We start from the raw sequence: 19,098 nt of genomic DNA, 5'->3' as shown, positions 1-19,098 counted from the left end.
GCGACAACGAGTCCCACTCGGCATCAGTCAGCTCATAGCGGCGGATCACGCGTCAGATGATGTCAGCCGGTGATCGTTTGAAGACACTGCCTAGCCCATCCCCTGCCGGGATTAGATCTGTACGACATTGCTTGTTGCGCCGGTGACGGCAGGCGTGGACGTCACCACGATTCGGTAGCGTGATCCTGCGCTAAGGCTGGAGAAGGTGCGTTGGGCGAGCACGCGCTAGGTGACCGTGGTGGTCCAGGATCGGCCGGCGAGGCGTTGAAGTTGTGCTGTCTGTCCGCCTGCCCCGCGTATTGTCGCGGTCGTCGAGTGCTTCGTGCGCTTTGCCAGGCGGATGACCGCGCGTGGCACGTAGGTGTAGGTCGTCGACGCAGCCTGAACTGACGTCGCGGTCGCGGAAACCCACCAGTCGTACCTTGTGGTGGCTGGTGATCGTCTGGGATGTGCTGCACGGTGCCCAGGTTCGACGTGGTGGTAGCGGTGCAGTGGAAGGCGCCGGTGGGGCCGGCGACCCAGAGCGGCACCGGCTGGTGTGCCCAGGGCTTCCGGCCGTCGGTCACCGTGAACGCGGTGGTCACGGCCGTGCCGTACCGCTCGGCGCAGGGCAGGCGTTGATCGACCGGCAGTTGTGTCTGCCGCAGCCTGAACCGACGATGGGGACCGCTGCCGGGGCGGCCAGGATCCCGGCCGCCGCTACGTTCGTCACCAAGATAGATCGCAAACGCGCACGTGATGACGACCCACTGCAACGACACCGTGATCACCACCCGATGCGGCGACATCCGCGTCGACGAGCTGGGCGGGCAAGTGCCCGGCCGGTCATGGTGCCGGCTGTCAGCTGGGGCCGATGAACAGAACCATGGTGAGCTTGCTCCGAAGTCTCAGGCCGGCCCCGCCGTGGTTACCGTCTCGGCCGTGGCCACGCTCGGATTGACGGCTCGGTGGGGTTTCAGGTGGGCGCGCTGCCGCCCGTTTGTTCAGCTGACGCGCTGGAGGCGGATCGCGGAGGTGCGGTCGAGAATGCCCTTCTCACGCCAGACATAGAGCCGCAGCTTGTAGGTTCCCCTGCCGGTCGGGCGAAACTTTACCGTCGCTACGCCGCTGCTGTTCGTCTTGGCGATGTAGGCGTTGCGGACCCACTCGGTACTTCCGGGCGGCATGTACTTGAGAATGACCTTGCGGCCGGCGCCGGGAACGGTCTTGACGGTGATCGAAGCGGTCTTGTTCCGCTTGGACGACCCCGTGGTTGCCCAACCGCTCAGCGTGGCCACCGACAGAACGCCCCCGGGGCCCTCCCCGACGGTGGGGGCGACGGTCTCGTTGCCCGCGTACACGACACGGATGTCGGCGCAGACGCGCCGGCGGAACTGGGCCGAGTAGGTGGCTGTCGTCCAGCCTAGTTCCGGCGGGTACTCGTCGAATTCGTCGCTGGACGTGACCGCCGAGGCGACCTCCACCCACTTGGTCGTCATGAACTGCCGCTGCTGGATGGACACCCTGCTGGGCACACTTGGGCCTTGCAGGGTGCCCGAGACGGTGACGATTGTCCCGTAGTCCTGAAAACCCTGCGGCGCGATGGACACAAAACCCAGGTAGGAGGTGACCTTGCCGGCATCCCCTCTTGCTGGGCCGGCGCCGGCCACGGAGGCGGCGGGTGCAGCCGACGCCGGACCGGCAGGAGCCGCTGCCGCACCGCACATCGCGACTGCCGCTGCCACCGCCAGCACGGGAGCAGGTCGAAGCCCGAGAAGACCGGAACGAAGCAGCATCTGGGGACCACCTCAAGAAGAACCGGCGGGCAAGTAAACATAGATGTCCACCCGCCCGGTGGGAACGGGGACGCCGCAGCTGCGGACGCCCCATGGAGACAAAAGTCTTTCACCCGGCGCTTGGATCGCCGGTGCGCGTCGAGTGCAGAACGGTTGCCCAGCTGTCTCCATCGCGAACGCGTGCCGGCCGGGTGCGAATGAACGGGAAGATCTGCCCGTGATATCGACGTCCGTCGATCACTGCGCAGCGTGTGGGACCGCAGTTTCCGAAAGAAGGGGCCCACAGCGCCGATTGAGAGGGCCACCGCACAACACGACCATGACCGGCGCTCAAAGGCAGGCTCCATGTTCAATCCCCGCGTACCTGGCCCAGCACGGCGCATTGCCTTCACCGTGGCCGGTCTCCTGGTACTGACGACTGCCGCCACGGCCGTAGCCGCGCCCTTCCCGGCGATGGCGATGGCTACGACCCCTACCGCAGTCACCGCCGAATCAGCGGCTGTGGCCGCGCCTGCCAGTGACCGACACGCAGCATTCGGGACGCTGGTACAGGTTGATGCCGGTCGCACGGTCACGCAGATGACCGCCGTCGTCCCGGCGGAGGCCGCACCGTCATCGACACCGACGGCTCCGGTGCCGGCGCCGACGGCGTACCCGACAGGCGTGCCGACCGCACCGCTGCCGACCTACGACCCGGAGCCTCAGCCGACCGACGACCCGCCGCCGACCGACCTCACCCTGGAGCACCGGTACCGGTACAGCTATCAGGTCAAGGTCTGCCCCGTTCTCGACCGAGTGGCGGTCGCGAAGGCCCTGCGGGTCCGGTCCGTGCGGGTCTACACCGCCGAAGGGACCGTGCCAGGGTCGTGCCTGCTGGTCAACAAACTGAAGGACCCGACGGCCCAGTGGAGCGTGACCGTGCAGCCGACCGACTCGCCCTGGGTCACCATGGACAGCAGTCACGGAAAGGTTCTCCGCGTCGCCGGATTCAAAGGTGTGGTCCGTAAGCTTCGCTCCGATTCCGATGTCCTGAATCTGCTCGCCACCCGCGGTAAGTATTCGGTCTATGTCGAAGTCGTCACCCGCGGAGCCATCCCCTTGGCCGCGGCCTGCGCGCAGGCCGGCAAGTACCTCGCCTGGCTCGTCAAGACCAAGCCAGCCCACCCGAAATTCCCGGAGGGAACCCCACTACCGTACTGACACGTTTCTCACCGGGTTCGCGGTCGCCGTCTGCACCGCAGGTGGGCGGGTTGGAAATACCCGGCCGCTGCGGCTGACCCCTTGACGTCTCGCGAGGCGAGCGAGGCGACGTTAACGACGGGCGACAGCCCGCGCGGCATCCGCTGCGCGAGCTGTCTCCCGGTCAGGGTGGGCCGCAGTCTTCGTCGAGGCGGTGACGGCCTGGCGGTGGGACCCAGGGTTCATGGAACTGGACGTGAAACACCTGGCGGAGGGCTGGCCCGCCTGTCCGCGAGCCCTCGACCCGCTCGAGTCACCGTGGACGACCGAACTCATCGTCGCCCACGGGCAACTGGCGTGTGTTCCAGGTGCGGCGATCGAGGGCGTTGTTCTGCAGCAGGCCGAAGAACGATTCCATGGCGGCGTTGTCGCCGGCGACACCGACTCAGTCCATCGACGCGGTCATGTGGTCCTGGTCGAGGGCGCGGACGAACTTTCTTGATCGAAATTGCCTGGGTTCAACCGGTCGGTGTGCAGCACGCAGCCGGCCACATCGTCGCGGCGGGCGACGGCGTTGTGCAGGGCAGCCACGGCCAGCCTCGACTTCATCCGTGAGTGTTGGAGTAGCCGACGATCCGGTTCGAGGACCATACGTCCTTGATGGCGCACAGGTAGAGCTTGTCCCCACGGTGCGGTGCAGGCTGGCGAGCCTGACCACTCACGCCCTCGCGGGGTACACGCGGCCCGGGCTCGGCGGGACTCGGCTAGCGTGTGCGCCGTGTCGATCTCCGCGGAGCTGCCGGGGCGGCCTGGCGAGTCGTCCAGCGCCGCGCTGCTGGGTGGCCGCTACCGCCTGCTGCAGCGGATCGGGGCGGGCGGGATGGGTGTGGTGTGGTCCGCCTACGACGAGGTGCTGCGGCGGCATGTCGCGGTCAAGGAACTGCGCCACAGCTGGGGGAGCACCGACCGTACCGTGGCGGAGGGGCGTGAGCGCAGCTTGCGCGAGGCCCGCGCCGCAGCCGCGCTGCACCATCCGAACATCGTGGCGGTGTACGACATTGTCGACCATGACGAGCGGCCGTGGATCGTCATGGAGTTCGTGGCGGGTGGTTCGCTGAAGGAGATGGTGGCCGGTGAGGGGCCGCTCCCGGTGGACCGCGCGGTCCCCATCGGGCTGCAACTGCTCTCGGCCCTGCAGGCGGCCCATGCCGCCGGGATCACCCACCGCGACGTCAAGCCGGCCAACGTGCTGATGTCCGGCGACGACGTGGTACGGCTGACCGATTTCGGCATCGCCACTATGCAGGACGCCGAGACCCTCACCGAGCCCGGCGCGGTCCTCGGAACGCCCGGCTATCTCGCCCCGGAGCAGGCTCAAGGTCTTACCCCTGGACCACCCGCCGACGTGTTCGGCCTGGGCGCCACCCTGTATTTCGCCCTCGAGGGCGTGGGGCCGTTCCAGCGCGACGGGTACCTGCCGATGCTGGTCGCGTACGCGCGCCACGAGATCCGGCCGCCGCAGCGCGCCGGGGCCCTCGGCCCGGTGCTGCTGCGGTTGCTGGCCGCCGACCCCGCGCGGCGGCCGACGGCGGAACAGGCACGCGAGATGCTGCTCAGCGGTGTCCCCGCGCGCACGCGCGGGCTCTCCCGGCGGACGGTGATCGGCGCGGGCGCCGCCACGGTTGCGGCCGTGGGCGGTACGGCCCTGTGGCGGGGTACCAGGGGATCTCCGGGCGGGGCTATTCCCCGGTCCTCGGTGCCGGCCCGGCCGAGCCCGGTGACCGGACTCGGTGCCCCGGCCTGGCACCGCGGCGATCTGCGGGAACCGATCGCCATGGGACCGGTCGCGGTCGGTAACGACGGCGATGTGGTCCGCGCCGTCGACCTCGAGACCGGCAAGCAGCGCTGGCGCCGCAAGGAGCCCGGCGTGACCGATGTGCTGACCTTCGCCGACAATCAGGTCCTCGTGGAGGCGGGCGACGCGTTCCGCGTGCTCGACGCGGCCACCGGGGCGGTGCGGGCCGCCCGGCCGGCCGGAAGACAGGGCATCCTCACCGGGCTGGGCGGCCTGTTCCTGACACTCGAGGCGACGTCCACGCTGATCGGGTACGACGCCCGTACGGGCCGCCGGAGATGGCGTCTGCGCTGGGACGGGGACTTCGGCTACCAGTTCTGTATGAGCCGCGGCGGGCTGCTGCACGGTCAGGCGGGCCGGACGGAACATGATCCCTGCTGGCTGTACGGTATCGAGCCGGTCACCGGGAGGGTGGCCTGGAAGGCCGCGGTGGCGCCCAAGGGCGTGATGGATGGTCCCTGGTGCACCGGTGACCGGCTCTGCGTCACGGTCACCGCCGGCGACGCCTGGAAGCTGATCACCCTGGACGCGCGGACGGGGGCGGTGACCAGCGCAGTGCCCGTCGCGGCGTATATCCCGGGCCCGGACTCGCCGACTGAGATCTCCGTCGTCACGTCGGCGGGCGCGATGACCGTCGTCGGCGTCAACGATGCCCGGATGACGGAGGGGGAGTCAGGGGTGGCCGCCGCGGAGGGTGCGGCGCGGCGCTGGTTTCGTCGGCTGCTGAACCCGGTCGTGGCCACCAGCCAGGGCGGCCGCATCTTCGCCGCCTCGTACGACTCAGTCTTGCATGAACTGGACCCGGCGACCGGACACACCCTGTGGTCGACGCCGACCCCAGCTCCGGTGGAGACGCTGTCCGTCGGGGCGACCATGGTGGTGGCCTCCATCGGCTTCGCGGCGACGGCCTATCCGCTGCTGCGCTGATCCCGCCCGATCACTCCGGCCAGCCATCTGCGCTTCCTCGTGCCGCAGGGCGAGGGCATATCGGTGGCTCTTACGTTCAACGACAAAGTGCGTCTGGGGGACCAGAGCGGCAAGAGCAGTACAACTGTCGGCCCGAGGCGGGATTCTCCCGGGTTGCCCGGCGGATCAGGCCGGTGGTCTGACTGGGACGCCGAGGGCGGGTGCCCGGCGGGGCCGCCCCGGCCGGGTGACGCCGGGCGTCCGGCCTCCTGCCCGGGCGGACTTCCGCTCCGTGTACAGGGCTTGAACCAGGTTGAGGACGGCGAATCGTCCGGCCCGGCAGCGGATGACGCCTTGGATGAGCAGCGCCTGCACGGCCCAGGCCAGTTCGGCGGTGCGGCAGCCGATCAGGCCCGCCGCCTCGGGAATGGACCAGGCACCGTCCAGCTCGGCGAGCCTGTTCAGATGCTCTCGCAGCGCCGGATCGACCGTGTCCAGCGTCCGTCGCATCGACGCCCACAGGTCAGGAGAGTCGGCGGTCGCCGTCAGCGGCGCACGGAGCGTCAACGGGTCGCGCCGGATCTCCTCGAGCAGCTGTTCCGGCGTGTGCACCAGGCACCACGCGGCGGCGAACTCCAGCGCGCGGGGAATTCCGTCTAGTGCGCGGCACAGGCCCGCCACCGCGGCTGCGTTCTCGCCGCGCAGCCGAAAGGTGGGGCGGAACCGGCGTAGCTGCGTGATGAGCAGCCGGACGGAACCCACCTGCGCGAGGGCGACCAGATCGTCCTCGTCGCCTCGCGTCGGCACCTCGAGCGGGGGGAGCGGGAAGACCTGCGCCCCGGTGACCGAACCGGGGTCGACCGCCGTGATGACCACCCTCGTCCCTCGACACTGGTGCAGCACGTCGACCAACGCCGCCGGAATTCTCGCGTCACCGTGACCGTCCACCACCAGCAACGTGTCGCGGTCGCCGATCGTGGCGGCCAGGTCCGCGGCGGGCAGCCCGTCGAGGTCGGCGGCCGGCACCCACAGCACCGACCAGTCGGCGTCACGCTGGACGATCCCCGCCACGTCCAGCAACAGCCGCGTCTTGCCCACGCCGGCCACGCCGACGACCGCGACCAGCCGCTGACCGTGCACCGTCAGGAGGTCGGTCAGCACCCGCGCCTCCGCGTCCCGGCCCACGATCTCCGCCGGTGCCACCGGCGGGACGAACCGGGTCACGTCGACACCGCGCACCGTACTCAGTTCCGGCAGACCGCGGCTCACCGACTCGAAGTTCTCGCGCTGCCGGCCGTCCAGCCGGAGTACCTCGGCGAGCAGTCGTACGGTGTCGTATCGAGGGCGCTGTGCGCGGCCTCGTTCGAGGTCCCTGATCGCGCGCACGCTCAGTGTGGAGAAGTCGGCGAGCTGCTGCTGCGTCATCCGCACGCTCATGCGATGCCGTCGCAACTGGTCACCGAAGTCTTGACTCTCCATATCGGCCCCTCCTCGGATGCATGGCCGCCCGCCGGCTGATCCCGCGCCGGTTCGTGGATGAGCGTGACATCGGCGCGGCGGGCGCACATGCGCACCGCATCCCCGCATTCGTAGGGTGGCGGCGCCGCCCCCTGTCGCCTGCCTCACCATGCTCCGCCGCGGTGCTGGACGACAGGCCAGAACTCAGCGGCGGCACACCACCTGACCAGAGCATTCATGAAGTCGACCGAATCTGGGCATCGACTACCCATGTACGTAGCCTGCCGGCTCTGACAACCTTTTCGACGTGACAAACGCCGCCGAACTCCTCGGCACCGCGGCGCCGGCGCTACGCCCCAGCTGGTGGGCGCGGGGCCTTCGTGCGCGAGATCGGCTGCCCGACCCCACCCATCCCGCGTGGGCCGCCTTCGTGGAGCACACCGTCTCGGCGGCGCCGATCGAGGGTCCGGACATCGCCGTGGGCCTCGAGTGGCACGTGGCGTTCGCCGCCGCGTTGGCGCCGCTGACCAGGGCGGCGCGTGACCGCGTGATGGAGCAGGTCGGCGACGCCGGCGCGGTCGAGCTGACGGCGGTGTGCGACGGATGGTCAGCACAGCTCGGCCGCCGCCTCGCGGCGCTGGCCGCCCGCACGCTGGTGGCGGAACTGCACACCGCTCGGGCAGCGGGGCGGCTCCGCGGCGGCACCCCGGCGGAGCGGTTCACCGATTTTGCCCGCACGATCGGCTCCCGTTCCGGGCTGGCCGGCCTGTTCGCGGCCTATCCGGTGCTGGGGCGCCTTCTTGGCCAGGAATGCGGGTATGCCGTGGACACGCTCGTGGAGCTGATCGAGCGGTTCAGCCTCGATCGTCCCTCCATCGTGGCGGCCGTGCACGGCGGCGTCGACCCGGGCCCCGTGACGAGGATCGACTTCGGCAACGGCGACACCCACCGCCGCGGGCGTGCGGTCGCCACGCTGTCCTTCGCGAGCGGCGCGAAGCTCATGTACAAGCCTCGGTCGTTGGCGCCGCACCAGCGCTTCGGCCTGCTGGTCGCGTGGCTCAACGCGCGGCTGCCGGGCCTGGATCTGCGGACGGCAGCCGCAATCGACCGGCGGGACTACGGCTGGATGGAGTACGTCGCCAGGGTGCCGTGCGCGAATGCGGCCGAGGTGGAGCTCTTCTACCGCCGGCAGGGCGTCCTCCTCGCCCTGCTCTACGCGGTGGACGGCACCGACATCCACTGCGAGAACCTGATCGCGCACGGCAGCCATCCGGTGCTGGTCGACGTCGAGACGCTGTTCCACCCGGACCTGGCCCGGGCTGACCCGATTCCGGACCCGGCCGCGCAGGCCCTGATCCGGTCCGTGTGCCGCACCGCGCTGCTACCGCGCGTGCTGATCGGCGAGCACGGCGGGTTCGACCTCTCCGGCCTCGGCGGTGACCAGGGCGCCCTGTATCCGACCGAGGTCGCCGGCTGGGAGGCCGCCGGCACCGATCGGATGCGACTGGTCCGCCGCGCCGCGCCGTTCACCGGTGCCGACAACCGGCCGCGCCTCGACGGCAGGGAGGTCGATCCGGGGGACCACCTGGACGAGCTGCTGGCGGGTTTCCGCGTCGGCTACGACAGTATCGCCGGAAACCGCGACGCGTTCGCCGCGCTGCTCACGGCCGGTGCCGGCGATGAGATCCGGGTAGTCGTCCGGCCTACCGCCTACTACGCGACCTTCCTCGACGAGTCCACCCACCCGGTCGTCCTGCGGGATGCGTTCGACCGGGACAGCACGTTCGGTCAGCTCGTCGAGGACGTGACGGACGACGACGTGCTGCTGCGTCTGGCACGGCATGAGCTGGACGACCTGTGGGCCGGCGACATCCCCCTGTTCACCGGCCGGCCGGAGTCGCGTGACCTGTGGTCCGCGGCCGGCCAGCGGATCCCGGACGTGCTCGCACGGTGCAGTCTCGCCGCCGCGTCCGCCAAGGTGTGGGCGTTCGGCGCGCGAGATCGGCGTACCCAGGAGTGGCTGATCACCGCGACGCTGGCCACCCGCCCGGGCGCGGCAGGCCGCCCCAGAACCACGATGGACGAACTTGGCGGCACCGACCTGCTCGACGCCGCCCGGCGCATCGCCGACGACCTCGCTGACCGGGCAATTCACGATCAGTGGCGGGCGAATTGGCTCGGCCTGGAACTGCTGGATGGCCGGCACTGGACGGTTGCGCCGCTCGGCGCTTCGCTCGGCGAGGGCTACCCCGGCGTGGCACTGTTCCTCGCACAGCTCGCCGTGCTCACCGGCGCGGAGCGGTACGGCACCCTCGCCCGGGCGGCCCTGCGGCCCCTTCCTCGCCTGGTCGATCACGTGGCCGCCGACGCCGGGCTGATGACCGTGGTCGGCGGTGGCATCGATGGTCTCGGTGGCATCGCATACGCCCTGACCAGGGCGGCGTTCCTCCTCGATGACGCCGAGTTGGCCGGGCGGGCGAGAACGGCGACCGAGTTGGCCGAGGCCGCCGGCGCGGCGGCCACCACCGACCCTATGGTCGCCGCACGCCGGATCGCCGGCGAGGCACCAGGATCCGATCTCAGTCTCGGCCACGGTGAACTCCGTGTCCTGGACGCGCTGACCATCCTCGCGGACGCCGGTGATGACCACGCGAGACGGGAGTTGCGGCGCCGCGCCAACATGATCATCGGCAGCGAGCTCCGCTGCGGAACCCCGGCCGGCGTGCCGACGCCCGGCCTGCTCACCGGCCTTGCCGGAATCGGCTACGGCCTGCTGCGAATCGGCTTCAGCCTTCAGGTGCCTTCGCTCCTGCCGCTGTGGTCGACCTCCACGGGCCCGCCGAACCACCGACTGCCGTAAGCCATCGCAACCCAGTACACCCACCACGGAGGAACGCACCGATGCAGGAGAACAACGAGCAGATCCAGGCCGTGACCGACACGGCCGCCGAGCACCCGGCGGGCGAGATGAAGCTGCCGAAGGCCAGCTCGATCGGAGCGCGGGCCCGCGCCCTGTCCGGTCTCGCCCTCGGCCTTGGCGCGGCACTGCTCGCCGTCGGGCCGGACACCACGATCCGTCCCCCCGATCTGTTCGGCTGAGGCCGGACGCGCGTGGTCGAGAAGCCGGCGGTTCCGCCGGTTCAACCGACTGGTAATGCAAGATTCTGCTAGTTGGCGAACCCCGCAAGGGTACACATACCCTTGCGGGGTTGTTCGTCTGAGTTGGCCGATGCGTGCGGAATCAGCACGTGAATACCTCGGTGCAACTGCCGCACGACTGCCTCCCCGACTGCCGCTGCTCGGCGTCGATCCAGCATTAATCTTCCCCGGTGCGTAAGAACGTCGATCCACCAGCCAATCGGGGCGCAGTCATGGATTGCAGGAACCTGCCATCTCTCCAGAAAGAGCGGGGACTTCGAGTCGTCCTCACCAGTATGGAGTCTGACTCGCACACCTGGAACCTGGTATTCCTGCAACTGGTGCTCGAGGAACTGGGGCACCGTGTGACGAATCTAGGGGCCTGTGTGCCGGACCAGGTGCTTGTCGATCGATGTCGTCTGCCGCCGCCCGACCTGATCGTGATCAGCAGCGTGAACGGGCACGGATACAACGACGGGATGCGTCTGATCCGAATGCTTCGAAGCCAGTCGGAATTGGCCGTCACGCCCATCGTCATAGGCGGGAAACTGGGCATCGGAGGTGCGGATGATCTGCGCTATTCAGGCGCGCTGCTGGCGGCTGGATTCGACGCGGTCTTCCAGGACACCGCCGGCATCGAGTCGTTCCGTTCCTACGCTCGATCGTTGTCGGGCCAGGCATCGTGACCATTGACATCAGCAGCGCCGGCAGGATCGTGCCGATAGAACCAGCGCCCGGCTCGTTCGGTGGCTTCGTGGCGCGTGCCCGCAGGTCCGGCGGCCTCGTCGTGCAGCCCCGGATGGGCATGAGCAGTCCCCGAACCATGCGGGAAGGGCTGGCGGCCACAAGGGACGCCAGCGCCACCACCGTCGGCACCATCACGCTCGACAGCTATACGCGGGTCGGCGGCCACTCCGCAGCCCGGCAAGCCCTTGCGGACGGCGTCGACCTCAACGGCTACCCGATTGTCGCGCACGACCGGGACGTCACCCGTGGCGTACTGCGCGGCGTCCGGGCCGCGAACTTCCCGGTCCAGGTGCGGCACGGATCGGCCGCGCCGCAGGACATCTTCGCGGCGCTGGTGGCGGCCGGACTCGACGCGACCGAGGGCGGGCCGGTCTCGTACTGCCTGCCGTACAGCCGGACGCCCATCCGCGAGTCGGTCGACAACTGGGTCCAGTGCTGCGAGATGCTCGCCGAGCGCGCCGGACCGGGCGTCGAACCGCACCTGGAGACGTTCGGCGGCTGCATGCTGGGCCAGCTCTGCCCGCCCAGCCTGCTGGTGGCGATCAGCGCACTGGAGGCGATGTTCTTCGTCCAGCACGGGCTCCGCAGTGTCTCGCTCAGCTATGCCCAGCAGACCAATCCGGCGCAGGATGAGGAGGCGGTGCGGGCGCTGCGCCGGATCGCCGCCCATTTCCTGCCGGGCATCGACTGGCACGTCGTCATCTACACGTATATGGGCGTCTATCCGCGAACTCCAGGTGGCGCTCGCGGTCTGCTGGAGGCGGCCGCGCGGCTGGCGGTCCGCAGCGGTTCCGAACGGCTCATCGTCAAGACCGAGGCCGAGGCGCACCGGATTCCGACGATCGCCGAGAACGTCATGGCATTGGAGGCCGCCGCGGCGGTCGCCGTGGCCGAGCGGGATCGTCTGCAGCCGGCCGGGCTCGACGACACCGGCGTTTACGCCGAGGCCCGCGCGCTCGTCGACGCGGTACTCAGCCTCGACCCCGACATCGGGCGTGGGCTCACCCTTGCCTTCGAACGGGGCTACCTCGACGTTCCGTACTGTCTGCACCCGGACAACCTGGGCCGTACCCGTAGCTCTATCGACTCCGATGGGCGGCTGCGCTGGGCCTCCATCGGGTCGATGCCGATCGGCCACCTCGTCGCGGCCGCCAAGCCGCGCACCGTGACCTCGTCCGACCTGCTCAGGGCTCTGTCCTACGTGGAGCGCGAGTTCGACGACGCGGCGCTGAACCACTCGAACCGCAGGCATCTCGCCGACAGCCTGTCCCACCGACCCGACGACACCGCGGAGACCACCATGACCGAACCGAACACGACCGGCGCTGGGGTGCCTGACGGCTTCCCGGCGTCGCCGCGCGAACACCTCTCGTCCCCAGTAACGCGAACGGTGCTGAGGATTCAGCACCGGATGCTCACCGCGGCCCGAGAGCACCTGAGTGCACAGGGGTTCGTGGAGATGCTCCCGCCGATGATCGGCCCGGTGACCGACCCCGGCGCGCGCGGCGCCAAGCAGATCGACATCGACTACTACGGTCACCGGTACAAGTTGATGACCAGCGCGATCCTGTACAAGCAGGCATCCCTGCTCGCGTTCGACAAGATCTTCTACGTTGCGCCGAACGTCCGGCTCGAGCCGCTGGAGACCTCGACCACCGGTCGGCATCTGGCGGAGTTCCACCAGATCGACGTCGAGGTGGCCGGTGCGTCCCGCGACGACATCCTGCACATTCTCGAGGACCTGGTGCGCGGCATCGTGCGGCGGGTCGTCGAGGAGATGCCGGATGAGCTGGAGTTCCTGGGCCGAGACACCAGCGCCTTCACCGAGCTGCTGAGCCGGCCGTTCGAGCGCCGCACCCACGCCGCCGCGGTCCGGGATCTGCACGACATAGGCCACGACCAGAGCCCGGAGGCCGAGATCGACTGGCAGGCTGAGGTCAAGCTGTCCCGCAAGGTGAGCCACCCGTTGTTCGTGACCGACTACCCCAAGGGATCCCGCGGCTTCTACGACCGGGAGAGCCGCACCAGCCCTGGCCAGCTCTGCAACTTCGACCTGATCGCGCCCGAAGGCTACGGCGAGCTGTGCAGCGGCAGCGAGCGCGAACACGAGTACGGCCGGATCGTCTCCCGCATGCGCGAGACCGGCGAGAACCCGGCCAAGTACGGCTGGTACCTGCAGCTGGTACGGGAGGGAATTCCCTCCAGCGCCGGTTTCGGTCTCGGCCTGGAACGCCTCACCCGGTACGTCACCGGCCTGGACGCCGTCTGGCAGGCGAACGCCTATCCGAAGCTGCCGGGGGTGAAGTCCCCGTGACGAACCTGCATGCGCGCGATTTCCCGGAGGATGCCGTGCGGGCCAGGGCTCGGGTCGGGCCGGCCGCCGCCTTCCCGGACATCGCCGAGTACGGCAGCGTCTTGTGCGGTGCGGGGCCCACCCAGCCGGGCGACTCGCTCGACGCGTTGCGGCTGGTGCCGCCGGTGTTCATGCCGCAGCGACTGGAGAAGCTGATCGACCTCGCCCGCGAACCGGTCTACTCGGACGTGGACCTGGACACGGTCATCGGCGGCTTCCGCTCCGCTCTGCCGGTGTACCTGTCGGCGTTCGGCTCCACCCAAGTGGCCAGCGCGGACCTGGGCGTGGCCGCGAGCGGGCAGGCTGGGCGGCTCGGCATTCCCATGGTCATCGGGGAGAACGTCGTGCCGGTCAACGGGTACGGGCGGCTCGGCGGCGCGACGCAGAAGTCGCTGCTCGCCCGGATCACCGCGTACTCGGCGGAGCTGCCGGACGGGTTCGGCGGCGTCGCGGTCCAGCAGAGCACCGAGGACGCGGACGCCGAGGTGTGGAACCTCGTCTACAGCGACCCGGCGGCACGGCCGCTGCTCGAATCGGGCCGGCTCGCGTTCGAACTGAAGACCGGCCAGGGCGCCAAACCCGGACTCGGCGGGATGACCGTCCTCGACGGTGCCGCCGCCGCCCGGATCGACGACCTGTACGCGATCGATCCCGTCTTCGGAGCCGACGCTGCCAAGGTGCTGCGCAGCAGCAACCCTGGCACCTTCACCGAGGAGATCCTCCGGCAGCAGATCCGGCTGATGCGCAACAACTTCCCGCGCGCCCGCGTGTGGGTGAAGCTGCACCCCGGCCGGGACATCCACGAGGCCGCCACGGTGGCCTGGAAGGCCGGTGCCGACGCGGTGACCGTAGACGGCGCCGAGGGCGGTACCGGCTGGGCGCCACTGTCGTTCCTGCACCACGTGGGGCTGCCGCTGGGGGAGTGCCTGCGCCGGATCGGCCCGGTCCGGTCCTGCCTGCTCGCCTCCGGTCGGATGTGGGAGGGCGCGCGCGCCGCGAAGGCGCTCGCGCTCGGAGCGACCGCGGTCGGACTCGGCCGTGCCGCGCTGCTCGCGGTCGATGAGGATCACGACGCCGGCCTGGTGAACCTCGTCGAGTGCCTCGCGCTGGAACTGCGGATGCTGATCAGCGCATTGGGCAAGTACGGCTCGGACGCGCTCGGCCCCGAGGACGTCTGGCCCCCGCTCGGCGCTGCGCCGGCCTGCGCCGAAACCCTGCCGGAACGCCTGTAGAACCCGCCCGCACGCCTTAAGAACGGGGAAGGAGACGAGCGATGAGCGACGTGCTGCGTGACGCGGACGAGCCGGCGATCCTCGACCGGCCACCGATGAACGAGAGAGGGCCGCTCAGCCCGCGGTATCTGGCGTTCGTAGCCGGGATGGGGCTGTCCTCGCTCGGAGACGCCGCCTGGTACGTCGCGCTGACCTGGACCCTGACCCGGGTCAGCAGCCCGGCCGTCGCCGGCGCGGTACTCGCGCTCGCCGGCCTGCCGATGCTCGCGGCCCTGTTGGCCGGCGGCGCCGTCGCCGACCGGTACGGCCCGCGGCGGGTCATGGTCGGCACCGACCTGGCCCGCTGCGGCGCCATGCTGGCCGCGGCCGGTACCGTGGCGGTGATCGGCCCGGTGGTGCCGTTGCTGGTCGCGGTCGCGGCGGTGCTGTCGCTGCTCAACGCCTACTTCGTGCCTGCCTCGGGCGCGCTGCGACCCCAGCTGCTGCCGTCCCGGCACCTCGTCCGGGGCAACGCGGCGTACCTCCTGGGTCTGCGCGGCGGTCAAGCCGCCGGTGGACCGATCGGTGCCGCACTTGTCGATGTGGGCGGCATCGCCCTCGTGGCCTGCGTCAACGCCGTCAGCTTCGTCGGCTCGGCGATGGCGGTTCTGCTCTCCCGGCCGCTCGCCGCGGCGACCGCACGGCTCGCGCCGGTCGCACCCGCCCAGCGACCGCCGCCCGAGGCGCGACCGCCGTTCTTCGCGCAGGTCCGCGCCGGGCTGCGGTACATCGCCCGCGAGCGGAGGCTGCGACTGCTGATGGTCGTCGCGGGGCTGGTGGAGCTCAGCAACGCCGGCCCGCTCAACATCGGGGTGGTGCTGTTCGCCCGGTCGGCCGGCACCGCCGCCAGTGGTACCGGGCTGCTGCTCACCGCGTTCACGGCGGGTGCGACGGTCAGCTTCCTCGCGACGCTGATCCTGCCGGCCCGCCGCCGTGCCGCACCGCGGCTCGTCGCCGGAATCCTGACCCAAGGCGCCTGCCTGGTGACGCTTGGGCTGGCCGGCTCGCTGTCCTGGGGCGTCGCCGCGTACTTCATCACCGGAGTGAGCTCGGGATTCGTCGGCATCACGCTGGTTTCGCTGGTGCAGCGCTGGAGCGCGACCGAGCTCCGTGGCCGCGTCATGTCGATCCAGGCGTTGGTCATCTTCGCGTCGGTGCCGCTGGGCAATCTGGCCATCGGGAGCCTGATCGAGTGGTTCGGCGTCGCCGTCACCATGTGCGCCCACGCAATCCTCTCCTGCGCCGCGGTCGCGATCGTCCTCGCGACTCCCGCCCTGAGGGGAGCCCGCCTTGACTGATCCCTCAGCGGGTGTCCTGCGGGTCCGTGATCGTCTGCGGCGTGTCCCGGGCACCGACCGGAGCCTGGTCGGCGCTGACCTCACCCGGGGTTGCCTCGACCGGATCCGCGCCGCCAACCCCACGGTCAATGCCGTGCTCGCGGTCGACGAGACCGCCGTCGACCAGGCGCTGGCCGCCGACCGGCGGCGGGCGGCGGGCCGATCGCGCGGCCCGCTGGACGGCATCCCCGTACTGGTGAAGGACAACATCGACACCGCCGGCCTCGCGACAACGGCCGGTTCCAGGCACCTCGCCGGCATGCCGCCGCGCCACGATGCGGAGATCGTCCGGCGGCTCCGGGCAGCGGGCGCGGTGATCCTCGGCAAGACCAACCTCACCGAATGGGCGAACTTTCGCACCAGCTCCGGCCCCGAGGGCTGGTCCTCGGTCGGCGGTCAGACCCGCAATCCGCACAGGCTGGAGTGCACGCCGTGGGGGTCCTCGTCGGGGTCGGCCGCCGCGGTGGCGGCCGGCATGGTGCCGCTCGCGCTCGGCACCGAGACGGACGGCTCGATCGTCTGCCCGGCCGGGGTGAACGGCGTGGTCGGGGTGAAGCCAGAGATCGGCTTGTTGCCCACCGATGGCATTGTGCCGATCTCCCGTGCCGTCGACGTGCCTGGGCTGCTGGCCACCCGGCTCGGTGACGCGTCGACCGCGTTGTCGGTCCTGACCGGACGCCCGGATGTGCTCGCCGGCAATACCGCGTTCCCCGGTCGCCCGCAGTGGCTCGCCGGGACGGGGCTGACCGGGCGGCGGATCGGGCTCTGGCGCGTGCCCGGGATGCCAGACGAGGTGAGCGCCCTCCTGGACGAGGTCGCGGGCGTGCTCGAGGCCGAGATCGTTCCGGTGGAACTCGACGTCGGGCGTCCGCTGCTCGTGCCCTGGTTCCGTGCGCTGTACGCGGAGTTCCGGCCCAGCCTGGAGGCGTACCTGCGAACGCGGACGGGTGCCCCACGCACGCTCGACGAGTTGATCGCCGCGAATCGCGCCGACGGCGTCGAGCAGGACGTGCTCGAGCAGGCAGCCGCCCTTTCACCGGCAAAGCGTGAGGAGTGGGCCGCCGGCCGGGCCGGCTCCCTCCGAGCCGGCCGGGACCTGATCGACGGAGTCCTGGCCCGGTACCGCATCGACGCCGTGCTGGCGCCGACGAACGGGCCGGCGTGGATCCTCGATCCGGCCGCCGGTGATCCGGCTGCACCGAACAGCTCGTCGCCGGCCGCACTGGCCGGCTACCCGAACATCTCGCTGCCGGCCGGGTTCATCGACGGGCTGCCGATCGGCGTCTCCGTGTTCGGTCCCAGCCGCCTCGACCGCCTGCTGCCGCTCGCCGCCGCCGTCGAACGTGCGCTCGAGACCCGCTGACCTTTCGGCCAGCGCCAAGGGGGCCGGTGGTCGGTAGCCGAGGATCACTGACCGGGTGCCGGCAGCCGGGGCGGTAGAACTGCCGGTCTTCTGCCTTTCCTACTGCCGATCGAATTGGCACCACCCAGCCTACGCTTCCCCCATCGCGACATTGTCGATCGTGAAGGGAGTCGCGATATGAGCAACCCATTCGAGAACGAAGACGGAACGTATCTCGTGCTGGTGAACCACGAGAACCAGCATTCGCTCTGGCCGGCCACGATTGCGGTCCCCGAGGGTTGGTCGACCGTCCATGGCGAGGATACCCGGCAGGGCTGCCTCGATTACATCGAGAAGAACTGGACCGATCTGCGCCCGGCCAGCGTCGCCGCGCTTCGCAGGTAGTTCCGCCGCCCGCGTGACCATCACATTCTTGCAGATCTAGTCCTTGGGGAGTTCTCCTGTGTCCCGGTCAGCTGTTGACGCGAATTTCGAGCGGATTCTCGTGGAGTGGAATGGCGCCGCGGCGGACTTCCCTGGTGATCGGTGCGTGCATGAACTGGTCGCGGAACAGGCCGCGCTGCTGCCGGCGAAGATCGCTCTGGTGTTCGGTGCCGAGCGGGTCAGTTATGGCGAGTTGGAGGCGCGGGCTGAGGGTTTCGCCCGGCGGCTGGCTTCGCGTGGGGTGGGTCCGGGTCAGATCGTCGGTGTCTATCTGGAGCGCGGTCCGGCGCTGGTGGTCGCGCTGTTGGCGGTGCTGAAGGCGGGTGCCGGGTACACGGTGCTCGATACGGCGTTTCCGGTCGAGCGGCTGGCGGCGATGACCAGGCAGGCGGGGGTGTCGTTGGTCGTCACTGCCGATGAGCTGGGCTGGTTGCCGGGGCTGGAGTTCGTCTCTGTCGACGGTGTCGAGGCGGGTGTTCCTGTGGTGTCGCAGGCGTCGCCGGGTGATGTCGCGTGTGTGATGTTCACGTCGGGGTCGACGGGGGTGCCGAAGGGTGTGGTGGCCTCGCACCGCTCGGTGGTGGGCACGTTGACGTCGCAGGATTTTGTGCATTTCGGTGCTGGTGAGGTGTGGCTGCAGTGCGCGCCGGTGTCGTGGGATGCGTTCGCTTTGGAGTTGTTCGGTGCGTTGTTGCACGGGGCGACGTGTGTGTTGCAGCCGGGTCAGGTGCCGGAGCCGGCGGTGATTGCTGGTTTGATCGCTGAGCATTCGATTACGACGGTGCATGTGTCGGCGAGTCTGTTGAATTTCTTGGTGGATGAGTATCCGCGGGCGTTCGTCGGGGTTCGTCAGGTGATGACCGGTGGTGAGGCGGCGTCGGTGGCGCATTTGGCTGCGTTGCTGGGTGCGTATCCGCGGCTGCGGTTGGTGAATGGTTATTCGCCGGTGGAGTCGATGATTTTCACTGCCTGTCACACCGTGCGCGCGGAGGATCTCGGCAGGGCTGCGATCCCGGTTGGCAGGCCGATCGCGAACAAGCGTGTGTATGTGTTGGACGGTGATCTCGCTCCGGTGCCGGTGGGTGTGGTCGGTGAGTTGTATATGGCGGGGGTTGGTCTGGCTGATGGGTATGTGGGTCAGTCGGGGTTGACCGCACTACGGTTTGTGGCGAACCCGTTCGAGCCGGGTGAGCGGTGTTATCGCACCGGTGACCTGGTCCGGTGGCGTGGTGACGGGGTGCTGGATTTCCTCGGCCGTGCTGATGATCAGGTGAAGATCCGTGGTTTCCGGGT

Annotated in this window: 14 protein-coding genes and 1 pseudogene; 12 read left to right on the top strand and 3 right to left on the bottom strand. The window is 69.8% G+C overall.

The window, feature by feature from the left end:
- Window positions 1–459: 459 nt before the first annotated feature.
- Complete coding sequence (locus tag AB0J80_RS37935; protein WP_364714620.1) at window positions 460–621, top strand: hypothetical protein; 162 nt, start codon at window positions 460–462, stop codon at window positions 619–621.
- A gap of 362 nt (window positions 622–983) precedes the next feature.
- On the opposite strand, the gene AB0J80_RS37930 is transcribed toward AB0J80_RS37935, so the two are convergent.
- Window positions 984–1,775: a hypothetical protein gene (locus tag AB0J80_RS37930; protein ID WP_364714618.1), complete on the bottom strand. Its 792-nt coding sequence runs from the start codon at window positions 1,773–1,775 to the stop codon at window positions 984–986.
- Between the two features lie 345 nt (window positions 1,776–2,120).
- Between AB0J80_RS37930 and AB0J80_RS37925 the strand changes: the two genes are divergently transcribed.
- A complete protein-coding gene (locus AB0J80_RS37925; protein ID WP_364714616.1) occupies window positions 2,121–2,975 on the top strand; it encodes a hypothetical protein in 855 nt (284 codons plus the stop codon).
- A 331-nt stretch (window positions 2,976–3,306) separates the two neighbouring features.
- Here the strand turns inward: AB0J80_RS37925 and AB0J80_RS37920 are convergent.
- A pseudogene (locus AB0J80_RS37920) lies at window positions 3,307–3,637 on the bottom strand (IS3 family transposase); the annotation flags it as partial.
- Between the two features lie 95 nt (window positions 3,638–3,732).
- Here AB0J80_RS37920 and AB0J80_RS37915 point away from each other — a divergent pair.
- Window positions 3,733–5,736 carry a serine/threonine-protein kinase gene (locus AB0J80_RS37915; protein WP_364714614.1) on the top strand — a complete coding sequence of 668 codons (2,004 nt, stop codon included), beginning with the start codon at window positions 3,733–3,735 and terminating at the stop codon, window positions 5,734–5,736.
- Between the two features lie 165 nt (window positions 5,737–5,901).
- Here the strand turns inward: AB0J80_RS37915 and AB0J80_RS37910 are convergent, their stop codons facing one another.
- The gene (locus AB0J80_RS37910; protein WP_364714612.1) at window positions 5,902–7,194 is read right to left on the bottom strand and encodes a helix-turn-helix domain-containing protein; all 1,293 of its coding nucleotides are present in this window, start codon (window positions 7,192–7,194) and stop codon (window positions 5,902–5,904) included.
- 286 nt (window positions 7,195–7,480) lie between these two features.
- Between AB0J80_RS37910 and lanM the strand changes: the two genes are divergently transcribed.
- The 9 genes from lanM to AB0J80_RS37865 all read left to right on the top strand — a co-directional run.
- Window positions 7,481–10,033 (top strand): type 2 lanthipeptide synthetase LanM, encoded by a 2,553-nt coding sequence (lanM, locus tag AB0J80_RS37905; protein WP_364714610.1) that lies wholly within the window; start codon window positions 7,481–7,483, stop codon window positions 10,031–10,033.
- Window positions 10,034–10,074: 41 nt separating this feature from the next.
- The gene (locus tag AB0J80_RS37900; RefSeq protein WP_364714608.1) at window positions 10,075–10,272 is read left to right on the top strand and encodes a hypothetical protein; all 198 of its coding nucleotides are present in this window, start codon (window positions 10,075–10,077) and stop codon (window positions 10,270–10,272) included.
- Between the two features lie 230 nt (window positions 10,273–10,502).
- On the top strand, window positions 10,503–10,997 hold the full coding sequence (locus AB0J80_RS37895) for a cobalamin-dependent protein (protein ID WP_364714606.1): 495 nt from the start codon (window positions 10,503–10,505) through the stop codon (window positions 10,995–10,997).
- A complete protein-coding gene (locus tag AB0J80_RS37890; RefSeq protein WP_364714604.1) occupies window positions 10,994–13,372 on the top strand; it encodes an amino acid--tRNA ligase-related protein in 2,379 nt (792 codons plus the stop codon). The genes AB0J80_RS37895 and AB0J80_RS37890 overlap by 4 nt, the downstream gene beginning before the upstream one ends.
- Complete coding sequence (locus AB0J80_RS37885; RefSeq protein WP_364714602.1) at window positions 13,369–14,643, top strand: glutamate synthase-related protein; 1,275 nt, start codon at window positions 13,369–13,371, stop codon at window positions 14,641–14,643. Before AB0J80_RS37890 ends, AB0J80_RS37885 begins: the two co-directional genes overlap by 4 nt.
- A 41-nt stretch (window positions 14,644–14,684) precedes the next feature.
- Window positions 14,685–15,980 (top strand): MFS transporter, encoded by a 1,296-nt coding sequence (locus tag AB0J80_RS37880; protein WP_364714600.1) that lies wholly within the window; start codon window positions 14,685–14,687, stop codon window positions 15,978–15,980.
- On the top strand, window positions 15,973–17,382 hold the full coding sequence (locus AB0J80_RS37875) for an amidase family protein (RefSeq protein WP_364714598.1): 1,410 nt from the start codon (window positions 15,973–15,975) through the stop codon (window positions 17,380–17,382). Before AB0J80_RS37880 ends, AB0J80_RS37875 begins: the two co-directional genes overlap by 8 nt.
- 177 nt (window positions 17,383–17,559) lie before the next feature.
- Window positions 17,560–17,766, top strand: coding sequence for an MbtH family protein (locus tag AB0J80_RS37870; RefSeq protein ID WP_364714596.1), 207 nt, complete (start codon window positions 17,560–17,562; stop codon window positions 17,764–17,766).
- Between the two features lie 145 nt (window positions 17,767–17,911).
- On the top strand, window positions 17,912–19,098 hold a 1,187-nt coding region (locus AB0J80_RS37865), incomplete at its 3' end, for an amino acid adenylation domain-containing protein (protein WP_364714594.1).

The organism is Actinoplanes sp. NPDC049548 (genome assembly GCF_040676695.1).
Taxonomy (GTDB): domain Bacteria; phylum Actinomycetota; class Actinomycetes; order Mycobacteriales; family Micromonosporaceae; genus Actinoplanes.
The sequence above is the reverse complement of the archived record's forward strand: the minus strand, read 5'-3'. Positions and strand labels throughout refer to the sequence as shown.